General features: G+C 65.6%; 16 protein-coding genes and 1 pseudogene. 8 read left to right on the top strand and 9 right to left on the bottom strand.

What is annotated here, in order from left to right; genetic code table 11:
• Window positions 1-23: 23 nt before the first annotated feature.
• Window positions 24-815: a TraX family protein gene (locus tag HR9077_RS12990; RefSeq protein WP_136067430.1), complete on the bottom strand. Its 792-nt coding sequence runs from the start codon at window positions 813-815 to the stop codon at window positions 24-26.
• A gap of 208 nt (window positions 816-1,023) precedes the next feature.
• On the opposite strand from HR9077_RS12990, the gene HR9077_RS12985 reads away from it, so the two are divergent.
• The 7 genes from HR9077_RS12985 (at window position 1,024) to cadR (ending at window position 9,313) form a co-directional block, all read left to right on the top strand.
• Entirely contained in the window at window positions 1,024-1,980 is a 957-nt protein-coding gene (locus HR9077_RS12985; RefSeq protein WP_136067429.1) for a LysR family transcriptional regulator, read from the top strand.
• Window positions 1,981-2,209: 229 nt separating this feature from the next.
• Window positions 2,210-3,709, top strand: coding sequence for an amino acid permease (locus HR9077_RS12980; protein WP_136067428.1), 1,500 nt, complete (start codon window positions 2,210-2,212; stop codon window positions 3,707-3,709).
• Window positions 3,710-3,758: 49 nt separating this feature from the next.
• The gene (locus HR9077_RS12975) at window positions 3,759-5,138 is read left to right on the top strand and encodes a glutamine synthetase family protein (protein WP_136067427.1); all 1,380 of its coding nucleotides are present in this window, start codon (window positions 3,759-3,761) and stop codon (window positions 5,136-5,138) included.
• Between the two features lie 151 nt (window positions 5,139-5,289).
• On the top strand, window positions 5,290-6,675 hold the full coding sequence (locus HR9077_RS12970; protein WP_136067426.1) for an aldehyde dehydrogenase family protein: 1,386 nt from the start codon (window positions 5,290-5,292) through the stop codon (window positions 6,673-6,675).
• An 80-nt stretch (window positions 6,676-6,755) separates the two neighbouring features.
• On the top strand, window positions 6,756-7,940 hold the full coding sequence (locus HR9077_RS12965; RefSeq protein ID WP_136067425.1) for an iron-containing alcohol dehydrogenase: 1,185 nt from the start codon (window positions 6,756-6,758) through the stop codon (window positions 7,938-7,940).
• Between the two features lie 53 nt (window positions 7,941-7,993).
• On the top strand, window positions 7,994-8,719 hold the full coding sequence (locus tag HR9077_RS12960; RefSeq protein WP_136067424.1) for a glutamine amidotransferase-related protein: 726 nt from the start codon (window positions 7,994-7,996) through the stop codon (window positions 8,717-8,719).
• Between the two features lie 138 nt (window positions 8,720-8,857).
• Window positions 8,858-9,313 (top strand): Cd(II)/Pb(II)-responsive transcriptional regulator, encoded by a 456-nt coding sequence (cadR, locus tag HR9077_RS12955; protein WP_136067423.1) that lies wholly within the window; start codon window positions 8,858-8,860, stop codon window positions 9,311-9,313.
• 11 nt (window positions 9,314-9,324) lie between these two features.
• Here the strand turns inward: cadR and corA are convergent, their stop codons facing one another.
• From corA to HR9077_RS12920, 8 genes are all read right to left on the bottom strand, one after another.
• Complete coding sequence (corA, locus tag HR9077_RS12950) at window positions 9,325-10,278, bottom strand: magnesium/cobalt transporter CorA (protein ID WP_136067422.1); 954 nt, start codon at window positions 10,276-10,278, stop codon at window positions 9,325-9,327.
• 146 nt (window positions 10,279-10,424) lie between these two features.
• Entirely contained in the window at window positions 10,425-11,195 is a 771-nt protein-coding gene (locus HR9077_RS12945; RefSeq protein WP_136067421.1) for a transporter substrate-binding domain-containing protein, read from the bottom strand.
• A gap of 134 nt (window positions 11,196-11,329) precedes the next feature.
• Window positions 11,330-12,058: an ABC transporter permease gene (locus tag HR9077_RS12940; RefSeq protein WP_136067420.1), complete on the bottom strand. Its 729-nt coding sequence runs from the start codon at window positions 12,056-12,058 to the stop codon at window positions 11,330-11,332.
• Window positions 12,046-12,759, bottom strand: a complete 714-nt coding sequence (locus HR9077_RS12935; protein ID WP_136067419.1) for an ABC transporter permease — start codon at window positions 12,757-12,759, stop codon at window positions 12,046-12,048. Before HR9077_RS12935 ends, HR9077_RS12940 begins: the two co-directional genes overlap by 13 nt.
• Window positions 12,760-12,781: 22 nt before the next feature.
• A complete protein-coding gene (locus HR9077_RS12930) occupies window positions 12,782-13,552 on the bottom strand; it encodes an ABC transporter ATP-binding protein (RefSeq protein ID WP_136067418.1) in 771 nt (256 codons plus the stop codon).
• Window positions 13,553-13,784: 232 nt separating this feature from the next.
• Window positions 13,785-14,780, bottom strand: coding sequence for a succinylglutamate desuccinylase (locus HR9077_RS12925; protein ID WP_136067417.1), 996 nt, complete (start codon window positions 14,778-14,780; stop codon window positions 13,785-13,787).
• Window positions 14,770-14,910 carry a hypothetical protein gene (locus HR9077_RS21915; RefSeq protein WP_168380949.1) on the bottom strand — a complete coding sequence of 47 codons (141 nt, stop codon included), beginning with the start codon at window positions 14,908-14,910 and terminating at the stop codon, window positions 14,770-14,772. The genes HR9077_RS12925 and HR9077_RS21915 overlap by 11 nt, the downstream gene beginning before the upstream one ends.
• Window positions 14,911-15,172: 262 nt before the next feature.
• On the bottom strand, window positions 15,173-16,201 hold the full coding sequence (locus HR9077_RS12920; protein ID WP_136067416.1) for an SMP-30/gluconolactonase/LRE family protein: 1,029 nt from the start codon (window positions 16,199-16,201) through the stop codon (window positions 15,173-15,175).
• 193 nt (window positions 16,202-16,394) lie between these two features.
• On the opposite strand from HR9077_RS12920, the pseudogene HR9077_RS12915 reads away from it, so the two are divergent.
• Window positions 16,395-16,701, top strand: a pseudogene (locus HR9077_RS12915) (transposase); the annotation flags it as partial.

The following is a 16,701-nucleotide window of genomic DNA, read 5'->3' as shown; positions in this document are numbered from 1 at the left end:
CCCTCGGCGTGTCGGGGTGGTCGTCACGACGTACCGAACAGCAACCAGGCGGCGATCGCCGCAAAATGGCCGGGATACCAGCCCAGCCACAGCTTGCGCGGCATGCGCAGGCTCACCGGGGGGACGTGGCGCGCGCCGCCGGCCGCCAGCCACAGCACGGCCAGCGTGGTCGCCAGGGTGAACGACTTGGCCATCAGCGATTGATTCAGCCAGCCGGCGAGAGCCAGTACCGGCAGGCAGGCGACAAGCGCCACCGGCCGTTCGCCCGGGTCGCCCCGAAGGCGAGCCGCATGCTGCATCGCCAGCATGAACGCAGGCACCACCAGCAGCCCGGCATGGCCGTATTCCACCCAGTGACCGAGCGCCAGCCAGCATGCCAGCGAGAGTGCCAGCGCCAGACCGGTCCGCACGGGGGAGGGCGTCGTGTCTTCGAGCTGGTCGCGCAACCAGCTTGCCCAGACCAGACTCAGCGCCAGGGTGAAGCAGATGTTCAACTGAAAGGCATCGCGCGGCATGGCCAGGTAAGGGAGTTGCGCGAGGAGTCCGATGACCAGGATGCGGCGTGCGTAGTGCCGCGAATCGCGGCTGTTGAACAGCGCGTGCCAGGCGACCATGGCGGCGAATAGCGGAAAGGCGATTCGGCCGATCGACGAGCTCGCCCAGTCCATTTTCCAGGCCTCGGGCAGCAGGTAGCGGGTAACGTGATCGACGCTCATGGTGATCAGCGCGATCCACTGGCCCCAGCCGGTCCACGCCGAGGAGGGGCGGGTAGCCGGTTGCGCGGGGTGAGGGCTGTCGCTGAGAGTGAGGGGCATAGACGGTTCCATGGTTGCCGGGGGTTCTTCACGCGCATCGAGGTAGTGCCGATGGCGGCATACCATAGCGCCGTTGGCTGACCGGCTCCAGTGTTGCCGGGGCGTTGCGTGGCGGCAATGGCCGGGTTTCGGCGAATGACTCAGCGGCCGGCGTGCACGCTGCAATGAGCGCGCCGTGCGCAGCGGCCCGATAAACGAGGACAGCGACATGCGTGGAGCGTTCGGCTTCGATCTGCGGAGCATGGAGATCTTCGTCGAGACCCTGGAGCGCGGCAGCCAGACGGCGGCGGCGGCGCATCTGGGGCTCAAGCAGTCGTCGGTATCCCAGAGCCTGGCCAATCTCGAGGAGACGCTGGGGGTGTCGCTGTTTATGCGCCATGCCCGGCCGCTGGAGCCGACCGCCGCGGGGCGGTTCTTCTACGACCGCGCCCAGCGCATGCTCGCCGAGGCCCGCGCGACGCGTCGCGAGCTACGCACCGGGGCCTTCCAGCAGCTCCACCAGGTGCGTATCGCGCTGGTCGACTCGCTGGCCACCGCGGTCGGCCAGCCGCTGATCGAGGCGATCAAGCGCCACACCCGCGATTACACGCTGACCACCGGACTGTCGCACCTGCACGGTCATGCGCTGCTGACCCGCCACGTCGACATCATCGTCTCCGACGACCGGCTCGAGGACTACGACGGGCTCGAGCGCCATTCGCTGCTCGACGAACCCTTCGTGCTGGTGCTGCCGCGGCACTGGCATGGCGCCCACGACAATCTGCGCTGGCTGGCCCGGCAGCTGGATTTCGTACGCTACACGCCGCAATCGCTGATCGGCCAGGCCATCGAGCGCCATTTGCGACTCAATCAGCTGGAACTGCCCGCCCGGCTGCATCTCGACAACACCTTCGCCTTGCTGCGCATGGTCGACGCCGGTGTCGGCTGGACCATCACCACACCGCTGTGCCTGTGCCAGGCCGGGCTCGAGCGCCTCGATGTGCAGGTGGTGGCCTTACCCATCGCGCCGCTGCGCCGCGAGTTGACGCTGGTCGCGCGGCGCGACGAACTCGGCGACCTGCCTTCGCAACTGGCCCGCGACAGCCGTGGGTTGTTGAAAATGCGCTATGCCGGTGAGTTCCAGCGCCATCTGCCCTGGCTGGCCGGGCAGGTCGAGGTTCGCTGAGGGCCGTGCCGCGTGGCGGGCGTCGTCGGAACATGCAGACGCCTCCTGGTCCGTTGCGGTGCAGTATCGATTTTTCCGATAGCCATCCGGTGGCTGGCATCGATGCTAGTTGCCGTGCTGATGGGTGCCTGCCCAGACTCTAGTGAGCCGCGACCGTTGCCGCGGAAAGTCGAGCGCGCGCGTGGCGAGTCGCTCGCCCGCGTCACCGATCCGTTGGAAGGGCACAACAATGACGACAAATACCCGCAAGGATACGAGCAGCATTCATTACCGGCATGAAGATGCCGCCTATTTCGAGAAGCGCGGCCTGCGCCGTCATGCCGGACCCTGGTCGCTATGGGCGCTGGGGGTCGGCGCGGTGATCTCGGGGCACTACTCGGGCTGGAACCTGGGGCTTGCCTCGGGCGGCTGGGGCGGCATGCTTATCGCCACGCTGCTTATCGCCGTGATGTATCTGGGGTTGACCTTCTGCATTGCCGAGATGTCGCCGGCGTTGCCGCACACCGGGGCCGCCTACTCCTTCGCCCGCTCGTCGATGGGGCCCTGGGGCGGCTTCGTCACCGGCCTGTGCGAAAACGTCGAGTACGTCCTAACCCCGGCGGTGATCGTGTTCTTCATCGGCTCCTATCTGACCGGAATCTTCGAGACCGGGGCCGCCTTCCAGCCGATATGGTGGGTGCTCGGCTACATCCTCTTCGTGGGCTTGAACATCGTCGGCGTGGAACTCTCCTTCAAGGTCACCCTGGGCGTGACGCTTCTCGCGCTGGCGGTCTTGCTGGTGTTCTGGTTCAGCGCCTTCCCGAATATCGATTTCTCGGCCTGGGCGCTCAACATCGGCGAGGGTGGCGTGCTGCTGGAAGGCGGCAACGGACCCTTCCTGCCGATGGGCATCGGCGGGGCGCTGGCGGCCATGCCGTTCGCGGTGTGGCTGTTCCTGGCCATCGAACAGCTACCGTTGGCCGCCGAGGAGTCGGTCGATCCCAGGCGCGACATGCCCAAGGGCATCATTCTGGGCATCGTGACGCTGATCGTTTCGGCGTTCATGATCCTGTTCCTCAACCCCTCGGTCGTCGGCGTGGGCGCCCATGCGCTGGGTCAGTCCGGCGAGCCGCTGCTCGACGGCTTCAAGGCGATCTTCGGCAGCGGTACGGCCAAGGTCCTGGCGCTGGTGGCGATCATCGGCCTGATCTCGAGTTTCCATACCATCATCTTCGCCCAGGGGCGGCAGATCTATTCGCTGTCCCGTGCCGGTTACTTTCCCACCTTCCTGTCGGTGACCCACGGTTCGCGCAAGACGCCGCACGTGGCGATGGTCGCCGGCGCGCTGGTCGGCCTGTCGATCATGCTGATCTGTTTCGTCGGCCTGGGCGCCGACCAGAGCTCGGCGGTGATCGGCGGCACGTTGTTGAACATGGCGGTGTTCGGGGCGATGTGCTCCTACATCGCCCAGGCCGTCTCGTTCATCCTGTTGCGCAAGAACCACGCGAGCATGGATCGTCCCTACCGCAGCCCGTTCGGCAACGCCGGCGCCTGGGCGACCATCGTCATCGCCGTGGTGACGATCTTCTTCCAGCTTTCCGACGCGACCTACCGGGTCGGCGTGGTGGGGGTGGCGGTCTGGTTCGCGCTGGGCATTCTCTATTTCGCCCTGGTCGGCCGGCATCGTCTGATACTCTCTCCCGAGGAAGAGTTCGCCGTCGAGCACAGCGAACGCGCGGGTCCCGCATGAAGCGAGCCCCGCGCCGCGATAACAATCACAACACGGCAGAGGTAGTGCGATGGGCGTCAAGCAAGCCAGAGAGGTGACCAGCGCCGCGCAGGCCCGGCAGCTGGTCGAGTCGCGCGGGCTGAGTCACGTCAAGGTCGGGCTGTTCGACATCGACGGCGTGATGCTCGGCAAGTACATGAGCAAGAAGAAGTTCTTCGATGCACTCGAGAACGGCTTCGCGTTCTGCGATGTGGTGCTGGGCTGGGACAGCAAGGACGCGCTCTACGACAACGTCCGGTACACCGGGTGGCACACCGGCTACCCCGATGCCGCGTTGCGCATCGTCCCGGAGAGTTGTCGCGACATCCCCTTCGAGGGCGAGATGCTGCTGTTTCTCGCCGAGTTCGCCGGGCCGGCGCGGGAGATCTGTCCACGCGGCCTGCTCGAGCGGGTGCTGGCGCGTGCCGAGGGGCTGGGTTTCGAGGTCTTTGGCTCGCTGGAGTACGAGTTCTTCATGTTCCAGGAAACGCCCGAGTCGATCCGCGACAAGGGCTATCGCAACCTCAAGCCGTTGACCCCCGACATGATGGGCTACTCGATGCTCAGAAGCTCGGTGCACAGCGAGCTCTACCACGAGCTGCTGGCGCTGTCGGAAGTCATGGACTTTCCCATCGAGGGCCTGCACACCGAGACCGGCCCCGGCGTGCTGGAGGCGGCGATCGGCGTCGACGCCGCGCTCGCCGCCGGCGACAAGGGGGCGCTGTTCAAGACCTTCGTCAAGGTCTGGGCCCAGCGTCGCGGGTTGATGGCGACCTTCATGGCCAAGTGGTCGCCGGACTACCCCGGTCAGAGCGGGCACATCCACCTTTCGCTGCGCGAGCGCGGCTCCGGCAAGTCGGCGTTCTTCGACGCCGACAAGCCCTGCACCATGAGCGACGTCCAGCGCCATTTCGTCGCCGGCCAGCAGCAACTGATGCCGGAATTGCTGGCGATGTTCTCGCCGACCATCAACAGCTACACGCGACTGATCCCCGGCTTCTGGGCGCCCACCGAGGCGACCTGGGGCGTGGAGAACCGCACCTGCGCACTGCGCGTGATACCGGGCAGCGACAAGTCTCAGCGAGTGGAGTACCGCCTGGGCAGCGCCGACGCCAACCCCTACCTGGCGCTGGCGGCGGCGATCGGCGCGGGGCTGTACGGCATCGAGCATGAACTCGAGCCCGACGAGCAGGTCGTCGGCAACGCCTACACACTCGACCACCCCGACCATCAGGCGCTGCCCCGCACGCTCTGGGAGGCGGCGCAGCGGCTCAAGGCCTCGGCTCCGGCGCGCGAGCTGTTCGGCGACGCCTTCGTCGAGCACTTCGCGGCGACCCGGGAATGGGAGGAGCGCGAATTCCGCAAGCATATTACCGATTGGGAGCTCGATAGGTACTTCGAGATAATCTGAGCTACGGGCTACGGGCTACGGGCTACGGGCTACGGGCTACGGGCTACGGGCTACGGGCTACGGGCTACGGGCTACGGGCCGCTAATGAGCGCTGGATGAGCTTTTGGGGGTCGTGGCTCGAAGCCCGGGGCTCGTGAGACAAGGAATATTCATGGCCATACAAAAAACGATTTCCCCGGTGGATGGCTCGGTCTACGTCGAGCGCGAGCTGGCCGACCCGGCGCGGGTCGAGGCGGCCCTGGACCGGGCGCGCGGCGCGCAGCGGGCCTGGCGCGAGGTGCCGCTGGCCGAGCGGGCGCGCTACTGCTCGGCGATGGTCGATGCCTTCGTGGCGATGCGCGATGAGCTGGCCGAGGAACTGACCTGGCAGATGGGCCGGCCGATCGCCGCGGCCGGTGGCGAGATCGGCGGGTTCGAGGAGCGCGCGCGGGGCATGGTCGCGCTGGCCGAGCGGGCGCTGGCGCCGATCCGCCTGCCCGACAAGCCGGGCTTCACCCGCTACATCAGCCGCGAGCCGCTGGGCGTGGCCTTCGTCATCGCGCCCTGGAACTTCCCGTTCATGACCGCGGTGAACGCGATCGTGCCGGCGATCATGGCCGGCAATGCGGTGCTTCTCAAGCATTCCGCCCAGACGCCGCTGTGCGCCGAACGCATCCAGCAGGCCTTCGATGCCGCCGGCCTGCCCGAGGGCATCTTCCAGCACCTGCATCTGTCTCACGAAGCGGCCGAGGGCGTGATGCGCGATCCGCGCATCGATTATGTCTCCTTCACCGGCTCGGTGGCCGGCGGCGCGCGGGTCGAGTCGGCGCTGGCGGGACGCTTTATCGCCAGCGGGCTGGAGCTGGGCGGCAAGGACCCGGCGTACATTCGCGCGGATGTCGACCTGGACGCTGCCGTCGAAGGGGTGATGGACGGCGCCTTCTTCAACGCGGGGCAGAGCTGCTGCGCCATCGAGCGCATCTACGTCGATCAGGCCATTGCCGAGGCCTTCGTCGAGCGGGCAGTGGCCTGGCTGCGCCAGCTCAAGCTTGGCAACCCCAGCGACCCGGCGACGACCCTGGGCCCGCTGGTGCGCCCCGAGGCGGCGGATTTCGTGCGCGGCCAGATCGAGGAGGCCGTCGCCGCCGGTGCCAGGGCATGGATCGATCCCGGCGACTACCCGCTGTCGACGCCCGGCAGCGCCTACCTGGCGCCGCAGTTGCTGACCGGCGTCGATCATTCGATGCGGGTGATGACCGAGGAGAGCTTCGGACCGGTGGTCGGCGTGATGGCGGTGGCCGATGACGACGAGGCCGTGGCGCTGATGAACGATAGCCCGTTGGGGCTGACCGCGGCGGTGTTCACCCGCGACATCGCTGCCGGTGAAGCGCTCGGCCGGCGGCTGGAAGCCGGCACGGTATTCACCAACCGCTGCGATTATCTCGACCCCGAGCTGGCATGGACCGGCGTCAAGCAGTCCGGGCGTGGCTGTTCGCTGTCGAGGATCGGCTACGAGAGCTTGACCCGGCCCAAGTCGTTCCACCTCAAGCATGCCTGAAGCCGTACGCCGTAAGCCGAATGGAGGTTTTACTTAAAGCTTACAGCTTCAAGCTTACGGCTCTAACGAAAGGAGGCCCCATGAACCAGCACGCTATCAGTCAGTTGACGACTACCTGGAACTACCCCACCGAGATCCGCACGGGCAGCGGCCGGATACGCGAGTTGCCCGAGGCGTGCCGTGCCCTGGGCATGCGCGCGCCGCTGCTGGTCACCGATCCCGGCCTGGCCAGGTTGCCGATGGTCGAGGCGGCGCTTGCCGGCTGTCGCGAGGCGGGGCTGGACTGCGGGCTATTCAGCGCCATCAAGGGCAACCCCACCGGCACGAACGTGGCCGACGGCGTGGCGGCCTTTCGTGACGGCGGCCACGACGGGGTGATCGCCTTCGGCGGCGGCTCGGGGCTGGACGCCGCCAAGGCAGTGGCGCTGATGGCCAAGCAGCCGGACGGGCTGTCGATCTGGTCGCTGGAGGATATCGGCGACAACTGGAAGCACGCCGACGGCCAGGCGATCGTGCCGATCGTCGCCGTGCCCACCACCGCCGGCACCGGCTCCGAGGTCGGCCGGGCCGCGGTGATCACCGACGAGCGGGCGCGGGTCAAGCGCATCATCTTCCACCCCGACATGATGCCGGCGACGGTGATTCTCGACCCCGAACTCAGCGTCGGCCTGCCGCCGGCCATCACCGCGGCGACCGGCATGGATGCGCTGTCGCACTGCCTGGAGGCGTGGTGCGCCCCCAACTACCACCCGCTGGCCGAGGGGATCGCGGTGGAGGGCATGCGGCGTATCCGCGATTTCCTGCCCGCCGCCTATCGCGATGGCCAGGATGTCGAGGCCCGCCAGCAGATGCTGGTCGCTTCGATGATGGGCGCGACCGCATTCCAGCGCGGGCTGGGGGCGATGCATGCACTGGCCCACCCGCTGGGCGCGCTGTACGACGCCCACCATGGCACCCTCAACGCTGTGCTCATGCCCTACGTGCTGCGCGCCAACGAGTGTTCGATCGGTGAGCCCATGGTGCGCCTGGGGCGCTATCTCGACCTGCGCCAGCCGGGTACCGCGGCGGTCATCGACTGGGTGCTCGAGCTGCGCGAGCGGCTCGGCATCCCCTCGACCCTGGCCGAGCTGCACATCGACCTGGCCCAGGCCGAGACGGTGGGGCGCATGGCCGTCGCCGACCCGTCCGCCGGCTCGAACCCGATCGCCTTCGACGCCGGGCAGTACCAGACGCTGTTTTGCAACGCCGTCGAGGGTCGCCTGTAATCGACCGGGTTGGGTAGAATGCGTTGCATAAACCTCTGAAGGAGATGACGTTCATGCGAATCGGTCTGCTGCAGTGCGACGATGTCGACGAGAAGCTGCAGTCCCGCCATGGCAACTACCCGGCGATGTTCGAGCGGCTGTTCACCAGTGTCGATCCGACCCTCGAGTTCAAGGTCTGGCGCTGCCTGGATGGCGAGATTCCCCATGACGTCGATGCCGTCGATGCCTGGCTGACCACCGGCTCCAAGTACGGCGCCAACGACGGCGACGAATGGATCGAAGCGCTATGCGGCTTCGTACGCGAACTGTGGGCGGCCGGCAAGCCGCTGGTGGGGATCTGCTTCGGCCATCAGGTGATCGCCAAGGCGCTGGGCGGCGAAGTGGTCAAGAGCGAGCGCGGCTGGGGCGTGGGCATGTCGTTCAATCGGCTCACCGAGCGCGCCGAGTGGATGGATCCGTGGCAGGAGGGGCTCGATCTGGTGGTCAGCCATCAGGATCAGGTATCACGGCTGCCCGAGGGGGCCACGGTTCTCGCCGCCAGCGACTTCTGTCCGATCTATGTGATGCAGGTCGGCGAGACCTTCCTTGGCGTGCAGGGCCATCCGGAGTTTTCCAAGGCCTACTCGGCGGACCTGATGGAGCGCCGCCGCGACAAGATCCCCGGCAACCGGGTCCGCGAGGGCCAGGCCTCGCTCAACGCGCCGGTCGACGACCAGTTGATGGTGCGCTGGATCCTCAACTTCATGCGTCGGGCGCTCAATCGTCGTCCTTCCCGGTAAGCGAATCGTTCACCGGCCGGAACCCAGAACCCGATGGCCGAAAGCTTGTCTCAGACCCTACACTCAAGGCTCCGAGGCGAGGGCCACGACCGACGGGCCTGAGCCAGCGTGGCGCAGGCGACAGGAGGCAGCAGGCGAATGAAGATCGGAGAACTGGCCCGGCGGACGAGCTGTCAGGTCGAGACGATACGCTATTACGAGCGCGAAGGACTGTTGCCCGAGCCGGCGCGCAGTGCCGGCAACTATCGGCTCTACGGGCCAATGCACGTCGAGCGCTTGACGTTCATTCGCCATTGCCGGGCGCTGGACATGACGCTGGGCGAGATCCGCCGGTTATTGCTGCACCGCGACCATCCCGAACGCGATTGCGCCGAGGTCAACGATCTGGTCGACGAGCATATCGGCCATGTCGAGACACGCCTCGCCCAGCTCAATTGCCTGCGCGATGCGCTGATCGAGCTGCGCGCGCGCTGCCGCGGCGACGCAGAGACCGGCGCCTGCGGCATCCTCCGCGAGCTCGCCCAGCCGGCCGACGAGGAGGATGCCGGCGTACCGCCGGCGGTGGGCCACATCGGCGGCGCGCATTCGCACTGATTAAGCGCGCGTCACAGCCAGTTCTTGTGCTTGAAATACAGGTACGGCGAGACGCCGGCGAGGACCATCAGCCCCAACGCGAAGGGATAGCCGAACGGCCAGGTGAGTTCCGGCATGTGGGCGAAGTTCATGCCGTAGATGCTGGCGACCAGTGTCGGCGGCAGGAACACCACCGCGGCGATCGAGAAGATCTTGATGATCTGGTTCTGCTGGATGTTGATGAAGCCCTGGGTCGAGTCCATCAGGAAGTTGATCTTGTCGAACAGAAAGGCGGTGTGACTCATCAGCGTCTCGACGTCGCGCATCACCTCGCGGGCGGTTTCCTGGATCTCGCTGTGACCGCGCAGGTGGCGGATCAGGAAGGACACCGAACGCTGGGTATCCATCAGGCACAGCCGGATCTTGCCGTTGCTGTCCTCGAGCTTGGCGAGCTGGTCGATGGCGTCCTCGAGATCGGAACCCTCCTCCTCGAGCACCAGATGACTGACGTCTTCCAGCTTGCGATGAATATCCTCCAGGGTATCGGCGAGATTCTCCACCTTCTGTTCGAAGATGGTCATCATCAGCGTCTGCGCGGAGCTGGCCTCGACCTGGCCGCTGCGCGCGCGTAGCCGCAGCAGCCGAAAGTCGGCGAGCTCGCAGTCGCGAAAGGTGATCAGCCGCTCCGGCTGCAGGATGAAGGCCACCGTGGTGTTGCCGTGACGGCCCTCGCTCTGGGAGAGGAACAGCGAATGGACGTGGATGCCGTCGGCATCGACGAAGTAGCGCGCCGAGGACTCGATCTCTTCGACATCCTCTCCTGCAGGCAGCTCGTCGGCGAGAAAGGCGTTGAGTCGGTCGCGCTCCTCGTCGTCGGGTTCGTGGGCATCGATCCAGGTTGACTGGGCGAGGCGCCGGGCCAGCGGTTGCGTCTCTTCGGTGACTTCCTTGATGGTCTGGCGGTGCAGCTCGAAGGTGCGAATCATCGATGTCCCTGATTATCCGGTAGCGTGCACCCAGATTAAGGCGTCCGCATGCGTCTCGCCAACCGTCGCGGATCGAATGGGCGGGCGGGCTGGAAAGCAAACGCCCCGGACCGGCCGGGGCGTAGCGGACGCTATTTCGGTTGCGCTTACTGCTTCTTGTTGCCGAAATACTTCTCGAAGATCTCGTCGTAGGTGCCGTTTTCCTTGAGCGTGGCGAGGGCGTCGTTGAATTGCTGGGCCAGGTCCTCGTCGCGCTGACGGAAGGCGATGCCGAAGCCGTCGCCGAAGTACTTCTTGGGCTCGGTGATCATCCCGCCGACCACCTTGTAGTTGCCCTCTTCGCTGTCGAGCAGGGTGGACTTGCCGACCGGAAAGTCGAGGAACACGATGTCCAGGCGATCCGATTCCATGTCCAGCACCATGTCGCCGGCGGTGGAGTAGCGCTTGACGTTGGCGACATCGCCGTACATGTCGGTGGCGTAGTTGTCCTGCAGGGTGCCGCGCTGTACGCCGATGCTCTTGCCTTCGAGGGTTTCCTTGGCGGGGGTGCGGATGTCGCTGCTGGCCGGCACGAACCAGGCCGAGGGCGGCGTGAAGTACGGGTCGGAGAACAGCACCTGCTGGCGACGCTGGTCGTTGATGGTCATCGACGACATGATGGCGTCGTACTTGCGCGAAAGCAGCCCGGGAATGATGCCGTCCCAGCCCTGCACGACCCATTCGCAGTCGATGCCGATCTCTGCGCAAAGGGCATTGCCCAGCTCGATGTCGAAGCCGGTCAGTTCGCCGCTGGGCAGACGGTATTCCATCGGCTCGTAGGGTATGTCGACGGCGAGGCGCACCGTTTCGTCCTGGGCCTGTGCGGTGCCGGCCAGCAGCGCGGCGCCCAGCAGGGTGGCGGAAAGCAGTTTCTTCATGATCAGTAATTCCCCTTTCTTGTATTGATCGGCCTTGGCCGATGACCCGCCAACGTTATATCACCATGCGCCGGGCCGGAAGAGGGAAAAGCGCCCGAGATCGACACTTTTCCAACGCTCGTTTGAGTCAACGCTCAGTTCTGTGGCCTGAGATGGGCCAGTAGCCGCTTCTCGAGATAGCGGAACAGATAGAGAATGCCGAAGGTCAGGCACAGGTAGATCGCCGCGACGAACAGGAAGGCATCGAACGGGGCGTAGAAGCGCGCGTAGACGAAGCGCGCCGCACCGGTCAGGTCCATGATCGTCACCACGCTGGCGATGGCGCTGGCGTGCAGCATGAAGATCACTTCATTGCCGTAAGCCGGCAGGGCGCGGCGAAAGGCGCTGGGCAGGATGATTCGCCGCATCATCTTGGCCCGCGACATGCCATAGGCGCGCGCCGCCTCGATTTCGCCCTTGTTCGTGGCCTTGATCGCACCGCGGAATATCTCGGTGGTGTACGCCGCGGTATTCAGCGTGAAGGCGATCAGCGCCGGGTAGAAGGGCTCCTCGAGAATCAGCCACAGCCAGGTGTCCTGAATGCCCTCCACGAACACCACGCCGTAATAGATGATGTAGAGCTGGATCAGCAGCGGTGTGCCGCGAAACACGTACGTGTAGAAAAAGATCGGCCACTTGATCCAGGGGCGACTGGAGCCGCGTCCGATGGCCATTGGCACCGCCAGGAGCAGGCCAATGATCAGCGACAGGAAGACCAGTTGTACGGTGGTCGCCAGGCCATCGGCGTAATAACCGAGGGTGTTGGCGGTAAAGATCTCGTTGCCGGCCAGCAGGTCGGTGAACCAGGCGTTCAGTTGTTGCATTCTTCACCTCCGAAGCCGACGTCATAGCGCTTCTGCAGGCGCGCGAAGAACCATTCCGAGAGACTGGCGATGACCAGGTAGACCACCGCCACCGGAATCAGGAAGGTGAATGGCTCGTGGGTGGCCTTGGCGGCTTCTTCGGCGACCCGCACCATGTCGGTGAGGCCGATCACCGATACCAGCGCCGTGGTCTTGAGCAGCACCATCCAGTTGTTGGACAGCCCCGGCAGCGCATGACGCATCATCTGCGGAAAGCGCACCCGGCGGAACATCAGCGATTCGGACATGCCGTAGGCGCGTGCCGCCTCGATCTGACCGTTGTCCACTGCCATGAAGGCGCCGCGGAAGGTCTCGCCCATATAGGCGCCGAAGATCAGGCCGATGGTCGCTACCCCGGCGACGAACTCATCGATGTTGATGAAGATGTCGACATCGAACTGGTAGTAGAGCCAGTCGGTGGCCATGTTGATGCCGATCTGACCACCGAAGAAGAACAGCATCATCAGCACCAGGTCGGGCACCCCGCGGATCAGCGTGGTGTAGAGCGTGGCGATACGGTGTGCCAGCCAGCTGCGCGACATCTTGGCACTGGCGGTGAGCAGACCGAGAATCACCGAGACCAGCAGTGACAGCAGGGCCAGCTCGATGGTGACCAGCGCGCCCTCGAGCAGGCGAGGTCCGTAACCTTGCAGGTCGATCATGTTGGGTATCTCCAGCCTGCTCTCAGAACTTGGGCGCCAGGAACTGCCTGAGGCGGTCCGACTGCGGGTTTTCCAGCACCTCGGCCGGGGCGCCGGCCTCCTCGATCACTCCCTGATGCAGGTAGATCACCTGATTAGAGACGTCGCGGGCGAAGCTCATCTCGTGGGTGACCACGATCATGGTACGGCCCTCTTCGGCGAGATCGCGCATGACCTTGAGAACGTCGCCGACCAGCTCCGGATCGAGCGCCGAGGTCGGCTCGTCGAACAGCATCACTTCGGGTTCCATGGCCAGCGCCCGGGCGATCGCCCCGCGCTGTTGCTGGCCGCCGGACATCTGGGTCGGGTAATAATCGGCGCGTTCGAGCAGGCCGACCCGGTCGAGCAGCGCGCGGCCGTGCTCGAGGGCTTCCTTCTTGGGCTTGCCGAGCACGTGGATGGGCGCCTCGACGACGTTCTCGAGCAGGGTCATGTGGGCCCACAGATTGAAGCTCTGGAAGACCATCGACAGCTTGGCGCGGATGCGCTCGACCTGACGCCAGTTCGCGGGTTCGCGACCGCGGCGGGTCTGCTTGAAGTCGATCGATTCGCCGTGAACGATCAGCTCGCCCTCGTTGGGTTGCTCGAGCAGATTCATGCAGCGCAGGAAGGTGCTTTTCCCCGAGCCGGACGCGCCGATCATGCTGATGACGTCGCCCTTGTGGGCCTTGAGCGACAGGCCCTTGAGTACCTCGTTGTCGCCGAAGCGCTTCTTGAGGTTGATCACTTCCAGGGGAAGGGGAGTTGCGGCCATGAGTCGGGCTCCAATGACGGATCTTGCCGGTGCGGTCGGCGTTGAACAGAGATGGCGAACGAGGCCGGTGCGAAAAAAGCAGCGATTCTAACAGGCGTTCGGCCAAGGATCAGAACCGGCGTGACGTCTGGTCATTCGACTTTGGTCGAAGGTTTGGGTCGGGGGCATGGGGTCCCTCTCTCTTATTGTTGTCCATCATCCGTTGTCGGCCGCGCCGACAGCGTGCCGAGCATCAGCCGCCGGCCTGCGGCGGCGTCGTCGGACGCACCAGAAGCGCGGCGCGGGCGCCGATCTCGACGGCCGCGTTGGGAAACACCACCGCCAGTGGGGCCGGGTCGACGACGAAGTCGCCGGCCTCGGCGTCTTCGGCCAGCCGGGTGCCGACCTCGAACTCGGTGAAGTTCGGCGTAGCGTCGGCGAAACACAACTTGAAGTCCTCGGCCCGGCGCATCAGTTCGTGCTCGACCTGGAAGAAGGCCATGGCCTGCGGGTCGGTGCCGGCGGGTTCGCGGCCTTCGATCAGCGCCTCGAGCAGGCGACGCATCGGGCGCAGGGCGGCGAGATCATTGTCGCCGAAAGCGCGCACCTTGCCGAGTTCCAGCGTAAACGCCTGGGCCGCGTGGTAGTGGCGCGAGTAGTGCGAAAAGGTCCAGCTGTGGCGATGCTGATGCAGCACCGCCTGGATGCCGGCGGCCGCCAGCCAGCGCCACTGCTCGCTATCGGTTGCGGCGTTTTCGGCATAGGGCTCGACGGCGAAAAGCGGATAGCGGCTGTCGCGGATCGCCGTGTGCAGATCGTAGTGCAGCCGTGGCTGCGAGTGGCGCGCGTAGAAGTCGTCCACCGCGGCCATCAGCCGGCGCGCGCGCAGCGCCTCGTCGCCTTCGCTGCGCTGGTCGCGATCGAACAGCCGGTTGAGATTGGTGGCGATGAAACGCTCGCCGGCGCGCAGCGCGGGGATGTTGCCGAGAAGAATCAGCGTCGGCGCGCCGACACGCAGCAGGCCGGCCTCGAGCCGCGCGAGCAATTCGCCGATCAGTTCGATCGGCGCCGTCTCGTTGCCGTGGATGCCCGCCGACAGCACGCAGGCCCGTGCGTCGCTGCGCGCGGCGCTGGGCATCAGTTCGAGGATGCCGGGAGCGTGAATCACGAACCGCGCGAAGGGCAATCGCCCCTGGCGTTCGTCGGATGTCTCGCCGTCCAGTGTCAGCGCCAGCCATTCAGCCAGCATGTCGGACACCGCGGATGCCGGTGGGGGCGCAGCACTGGCCGGCGATGAAGGCGTCGTGGAGGCGCTGTGCCTGGGCCCTCGTGGCGCTGCGGTCGTCCCACCGCCGGGCGAAGTACGTCTCGAGTGTCATGGCTTTGCGCCTGTCTGTTGTTGTCTGGAAGACTCGATGCGGTTGGCCGTCACCGGCTACTGGAGCACGCCTTGGTGCCAGCAGCAGTAGCAGGGCGAATGCCCGATTAGCCGCCGCGATGACCTACCTTCCGGCGGGGCTACGCGGGCGGCAAGAGCGCACGTCGAGCTGATGAAAATGGCGGGTGCGATAATGAAAACCGCCCGGTGCTCGATGCAGTCGGGCGGCGGTGGCTAGCGCTGTGGCGAGCGGCATGCCTGAATCAGGCACCCCTGGCGCCGGTATACAGCGTGTAGAGCGACTGGCTGGCGGTCATCAGCAGGCGGTTTCGATCCTCGCCGACGAAGCAGACGTTGGCGCATACCTCGGGCAGCAGGATGCGTCCGAGCAGGGTGCCGTCGCGATCGTACGCCGAGACCCCGTCGATGCCCTCGCCACCCGAGGTCGCGGCCCAGACGTTGCCCTGGGCGTCGCAGGCCATGCCGTCGTAGGTTTCCTTGGGACTGGCGACGATCTGCGTTTCCTCCTGGAGTTTCCGATAGTCCGGCGAGAGCTTGCAGCGGGTGATGGTGGCCGGCTTGTCGGGGTGGTGCGAAGGCGCGGTATCGCTGATGAACAGCGTCTGCTTGTCCGGCCCCAGGGCGACGCCGTTGGGCTTGAACAGTGAGGTGGTCAGGACGATCGGCTCATCGAGACTGTCGTCGATGTAGTACACCGCGGGGTCGAGTTCCAGCTCGCGCTTGTGGCCTTCGTAGTCGACATGCGCGCCATAGCCCGGATCGGTGAAGATGATCCCGCCCGAGCCGACCGGCACCAGGTCGTTGGGCGCATTGAGGCGCTTGCCCTGGTAGGCCTCGGCCAGCACGGTGGTCGAACCGTCCCATTCGTAGCGCACCACTTTCGGCGGGTAGTGCTCGCAGGCGACCAGCCGGCCCTGGGCATCGAAGGTGTTGCCATTGGAGTGGCCGACCTCGTGGCGCAGCACGCTGACCTCGCCGGTGGCTTCGTCCCAGCGCATCTGCAGGGCGCGCGGGATGTCGCTGAACACGGCATAGCGGCCCACGGCGTTCCAGGCCGGGCCTTCCAGCCACAGCCCGCCGGACCATTGGCGTTCGAGCGGCGTGTTGAACAGGATGAATTGCTGAAAGCGATCGTCGACGGTTTGCCAGACATCGGCCGGGTAGCGGCTGGGTTGTGGCGACTTGGCCTGATGCGCGAACAGCCCGGGGGCGGTCGAGGCGGCGGCCAGCGCGGCCGAGGCGGAAAGGAACTGGCGGCGTCCGAGTTTCATCATCTGCATCCTTTTGTTGATATTGCTGGGTTGCGAGCTGCTTGAGGCTCGGGATCGTGCCCTATCACTGTAGAAGCTCCGTGGTATCTGCGGTGAGCAGCGAGAATAGACAAATTGACCTTCCCCCCAGAAACCGGTCCACCGCCAATGTGAGATTTCCGCTACGTTTACCCTGATAGCAGGAGATCTCGCGATGAAGCGAAACCGACATACCGAAGAGCAGATCATCAGCATCCTCAAGGCCCACGAGCGCGGCGTCTCGGTCGCTGAGCTGGCTCGGCAGAACGGCGTGACCGAGCAGACCCTCTACCGCTGGAAGGCCAAGTACAGCGGCATGGAAGTCTCGGAGGCCAAGCGCCTGCGCGAGCTGGAGAGCGAGAATGCCCGACTGAAGAAGCTGCTGGCGGAAAGCGCCCTCGACAATGCCGCGCTCAAGGAGATCGTTTCGGGAAAGTGGTGACGCCCGAAGCGAAGCGGCGTGCGGTGAAGCACCTGGTGGC

This window comes from Modicisalibacter radicis, assembly GCF_900961225.1.
Lineage (GTDB): Bacteria > Pseudomonadota > Gammaproteobacteria > Pseudomonadales > Halomonadaceae > Modicisalibacter.
Note: the sequence above shows the minus strand (reverse complement) of the source record. Positions and strands in the feature narration are given on the sequence as shown.

Bases quoted from the DNA above. Each gene is read 5' to 3' on its own strand.
- HR9077_RS12945 (WP_136067421.1), bottom strand. From the start codon at position 11,195: ATGAAGAAACTGCTTTCCGCCACCCTGCTGGGCGCCGCGCTGCTGGCC.
- HR9077_RS12935 (WP_136067419.1), bottom strand. From the start codon at position 12,759: ATGATCGACCTGCAAGGTTACGGACCTCGCCTGCTCGAGGGCGCGCTG.
- HR9077_RS12920 (WP_136067416.1), bottom strand. From the start codon at position 16,201: ATGAAACTCGGACGCCGCCAGTTCCTTTCCGCCTCGGCCGCGCTGGCC.
- HR9077_RS21915 (WP_168380949.1), bottom strand. From the start codon at position 14,910: ATGACACTCGAGACGTACTTCGCCCGGCGGTGGGACGACCGCAGCGCC.
- HR9077_RS12960 (WP_136067424.1), top strand. From the start codon at position 7,994: ATGCGAATCGGTCTGCTGCAGTGCGACGATGTCGACGAGAAGCTGCAG.
- HR9077_RS12980 (WP_136067428.1), top strand. From the start codon at position 2,210: ATGACGACAAATACCCGCAAGGATACGAGCAGCATTCATTACCGGCAT.
- cadR (WP_136067423.1), top strand. From the start codon at position 8,858: ATGAAGATCGGAGAACTGGCCCGGCGGACGAGCTGTCAGGTCGAGACG.
- HR9077_RS12940 (WP_136067420.1), bottom strand. From the start codon at position 12,058: ATGCAACAACTGAACGCCTGGTTCACCGACCTGCTGGCCGGCAACGAG.
- corA (WP_136067422.1), bottom strand. From the start codon at position 10,278: ATGATTCGCACCTTCGAGCTGCACCGCCAGACCATCAAGGAAGTCACC.
- HR9077_RS12925 (WP_136067417.1), bottom strand. From the start codon at position 14,780: ATGCTGGCTGAATGGCTGGCGCTGACACTGGACGGCGAGACATCCGAC.
- HR9077_RS12930 (WP_136067418.1), bottom strand. From the start codon at position 13,552: ATGGCCGCAACTCCCCTTCCCCTGGAAGTGATCAACCTCAAGAAGCGC.
- HR9077_RS12975 (WP_136067427.1), top strand. From the start codon at position 3,759: ATGGGCGTCAAGCAAGCCAGAGAGGTGACCAGCGCCGCGCAGGCCCGG.
- HR9077_RS12985 (WP_136067429.1), top strand. From the start codon at position 1,024: ATGCGTGGAGCGTTCGGCTTCGATCTGCGGAGCATGGAGATCTTCGTC.
- HR9077_RS12970 (WP_136067426.1), top strand. From the start codon at position 5,290: ATGGCCATACAAAAAACGATTTCCCCGGTGGATGGCTCGGTCTACGTC.
- HR9077_RS12990 (WP_136067430.1), bottom strand. From the start codon at position 815: ATGCCCCTCACTCTCAGCGACAGCCCTCACCCCGCGCAACCGGCTACC.
- HR9077_RS12965 (WP_136067425.1), top strand. From the start codon at position 6,756: ATGAACCAGCACGCTATCAGTCAGTTGACGACTACCTGGAACTACCCC.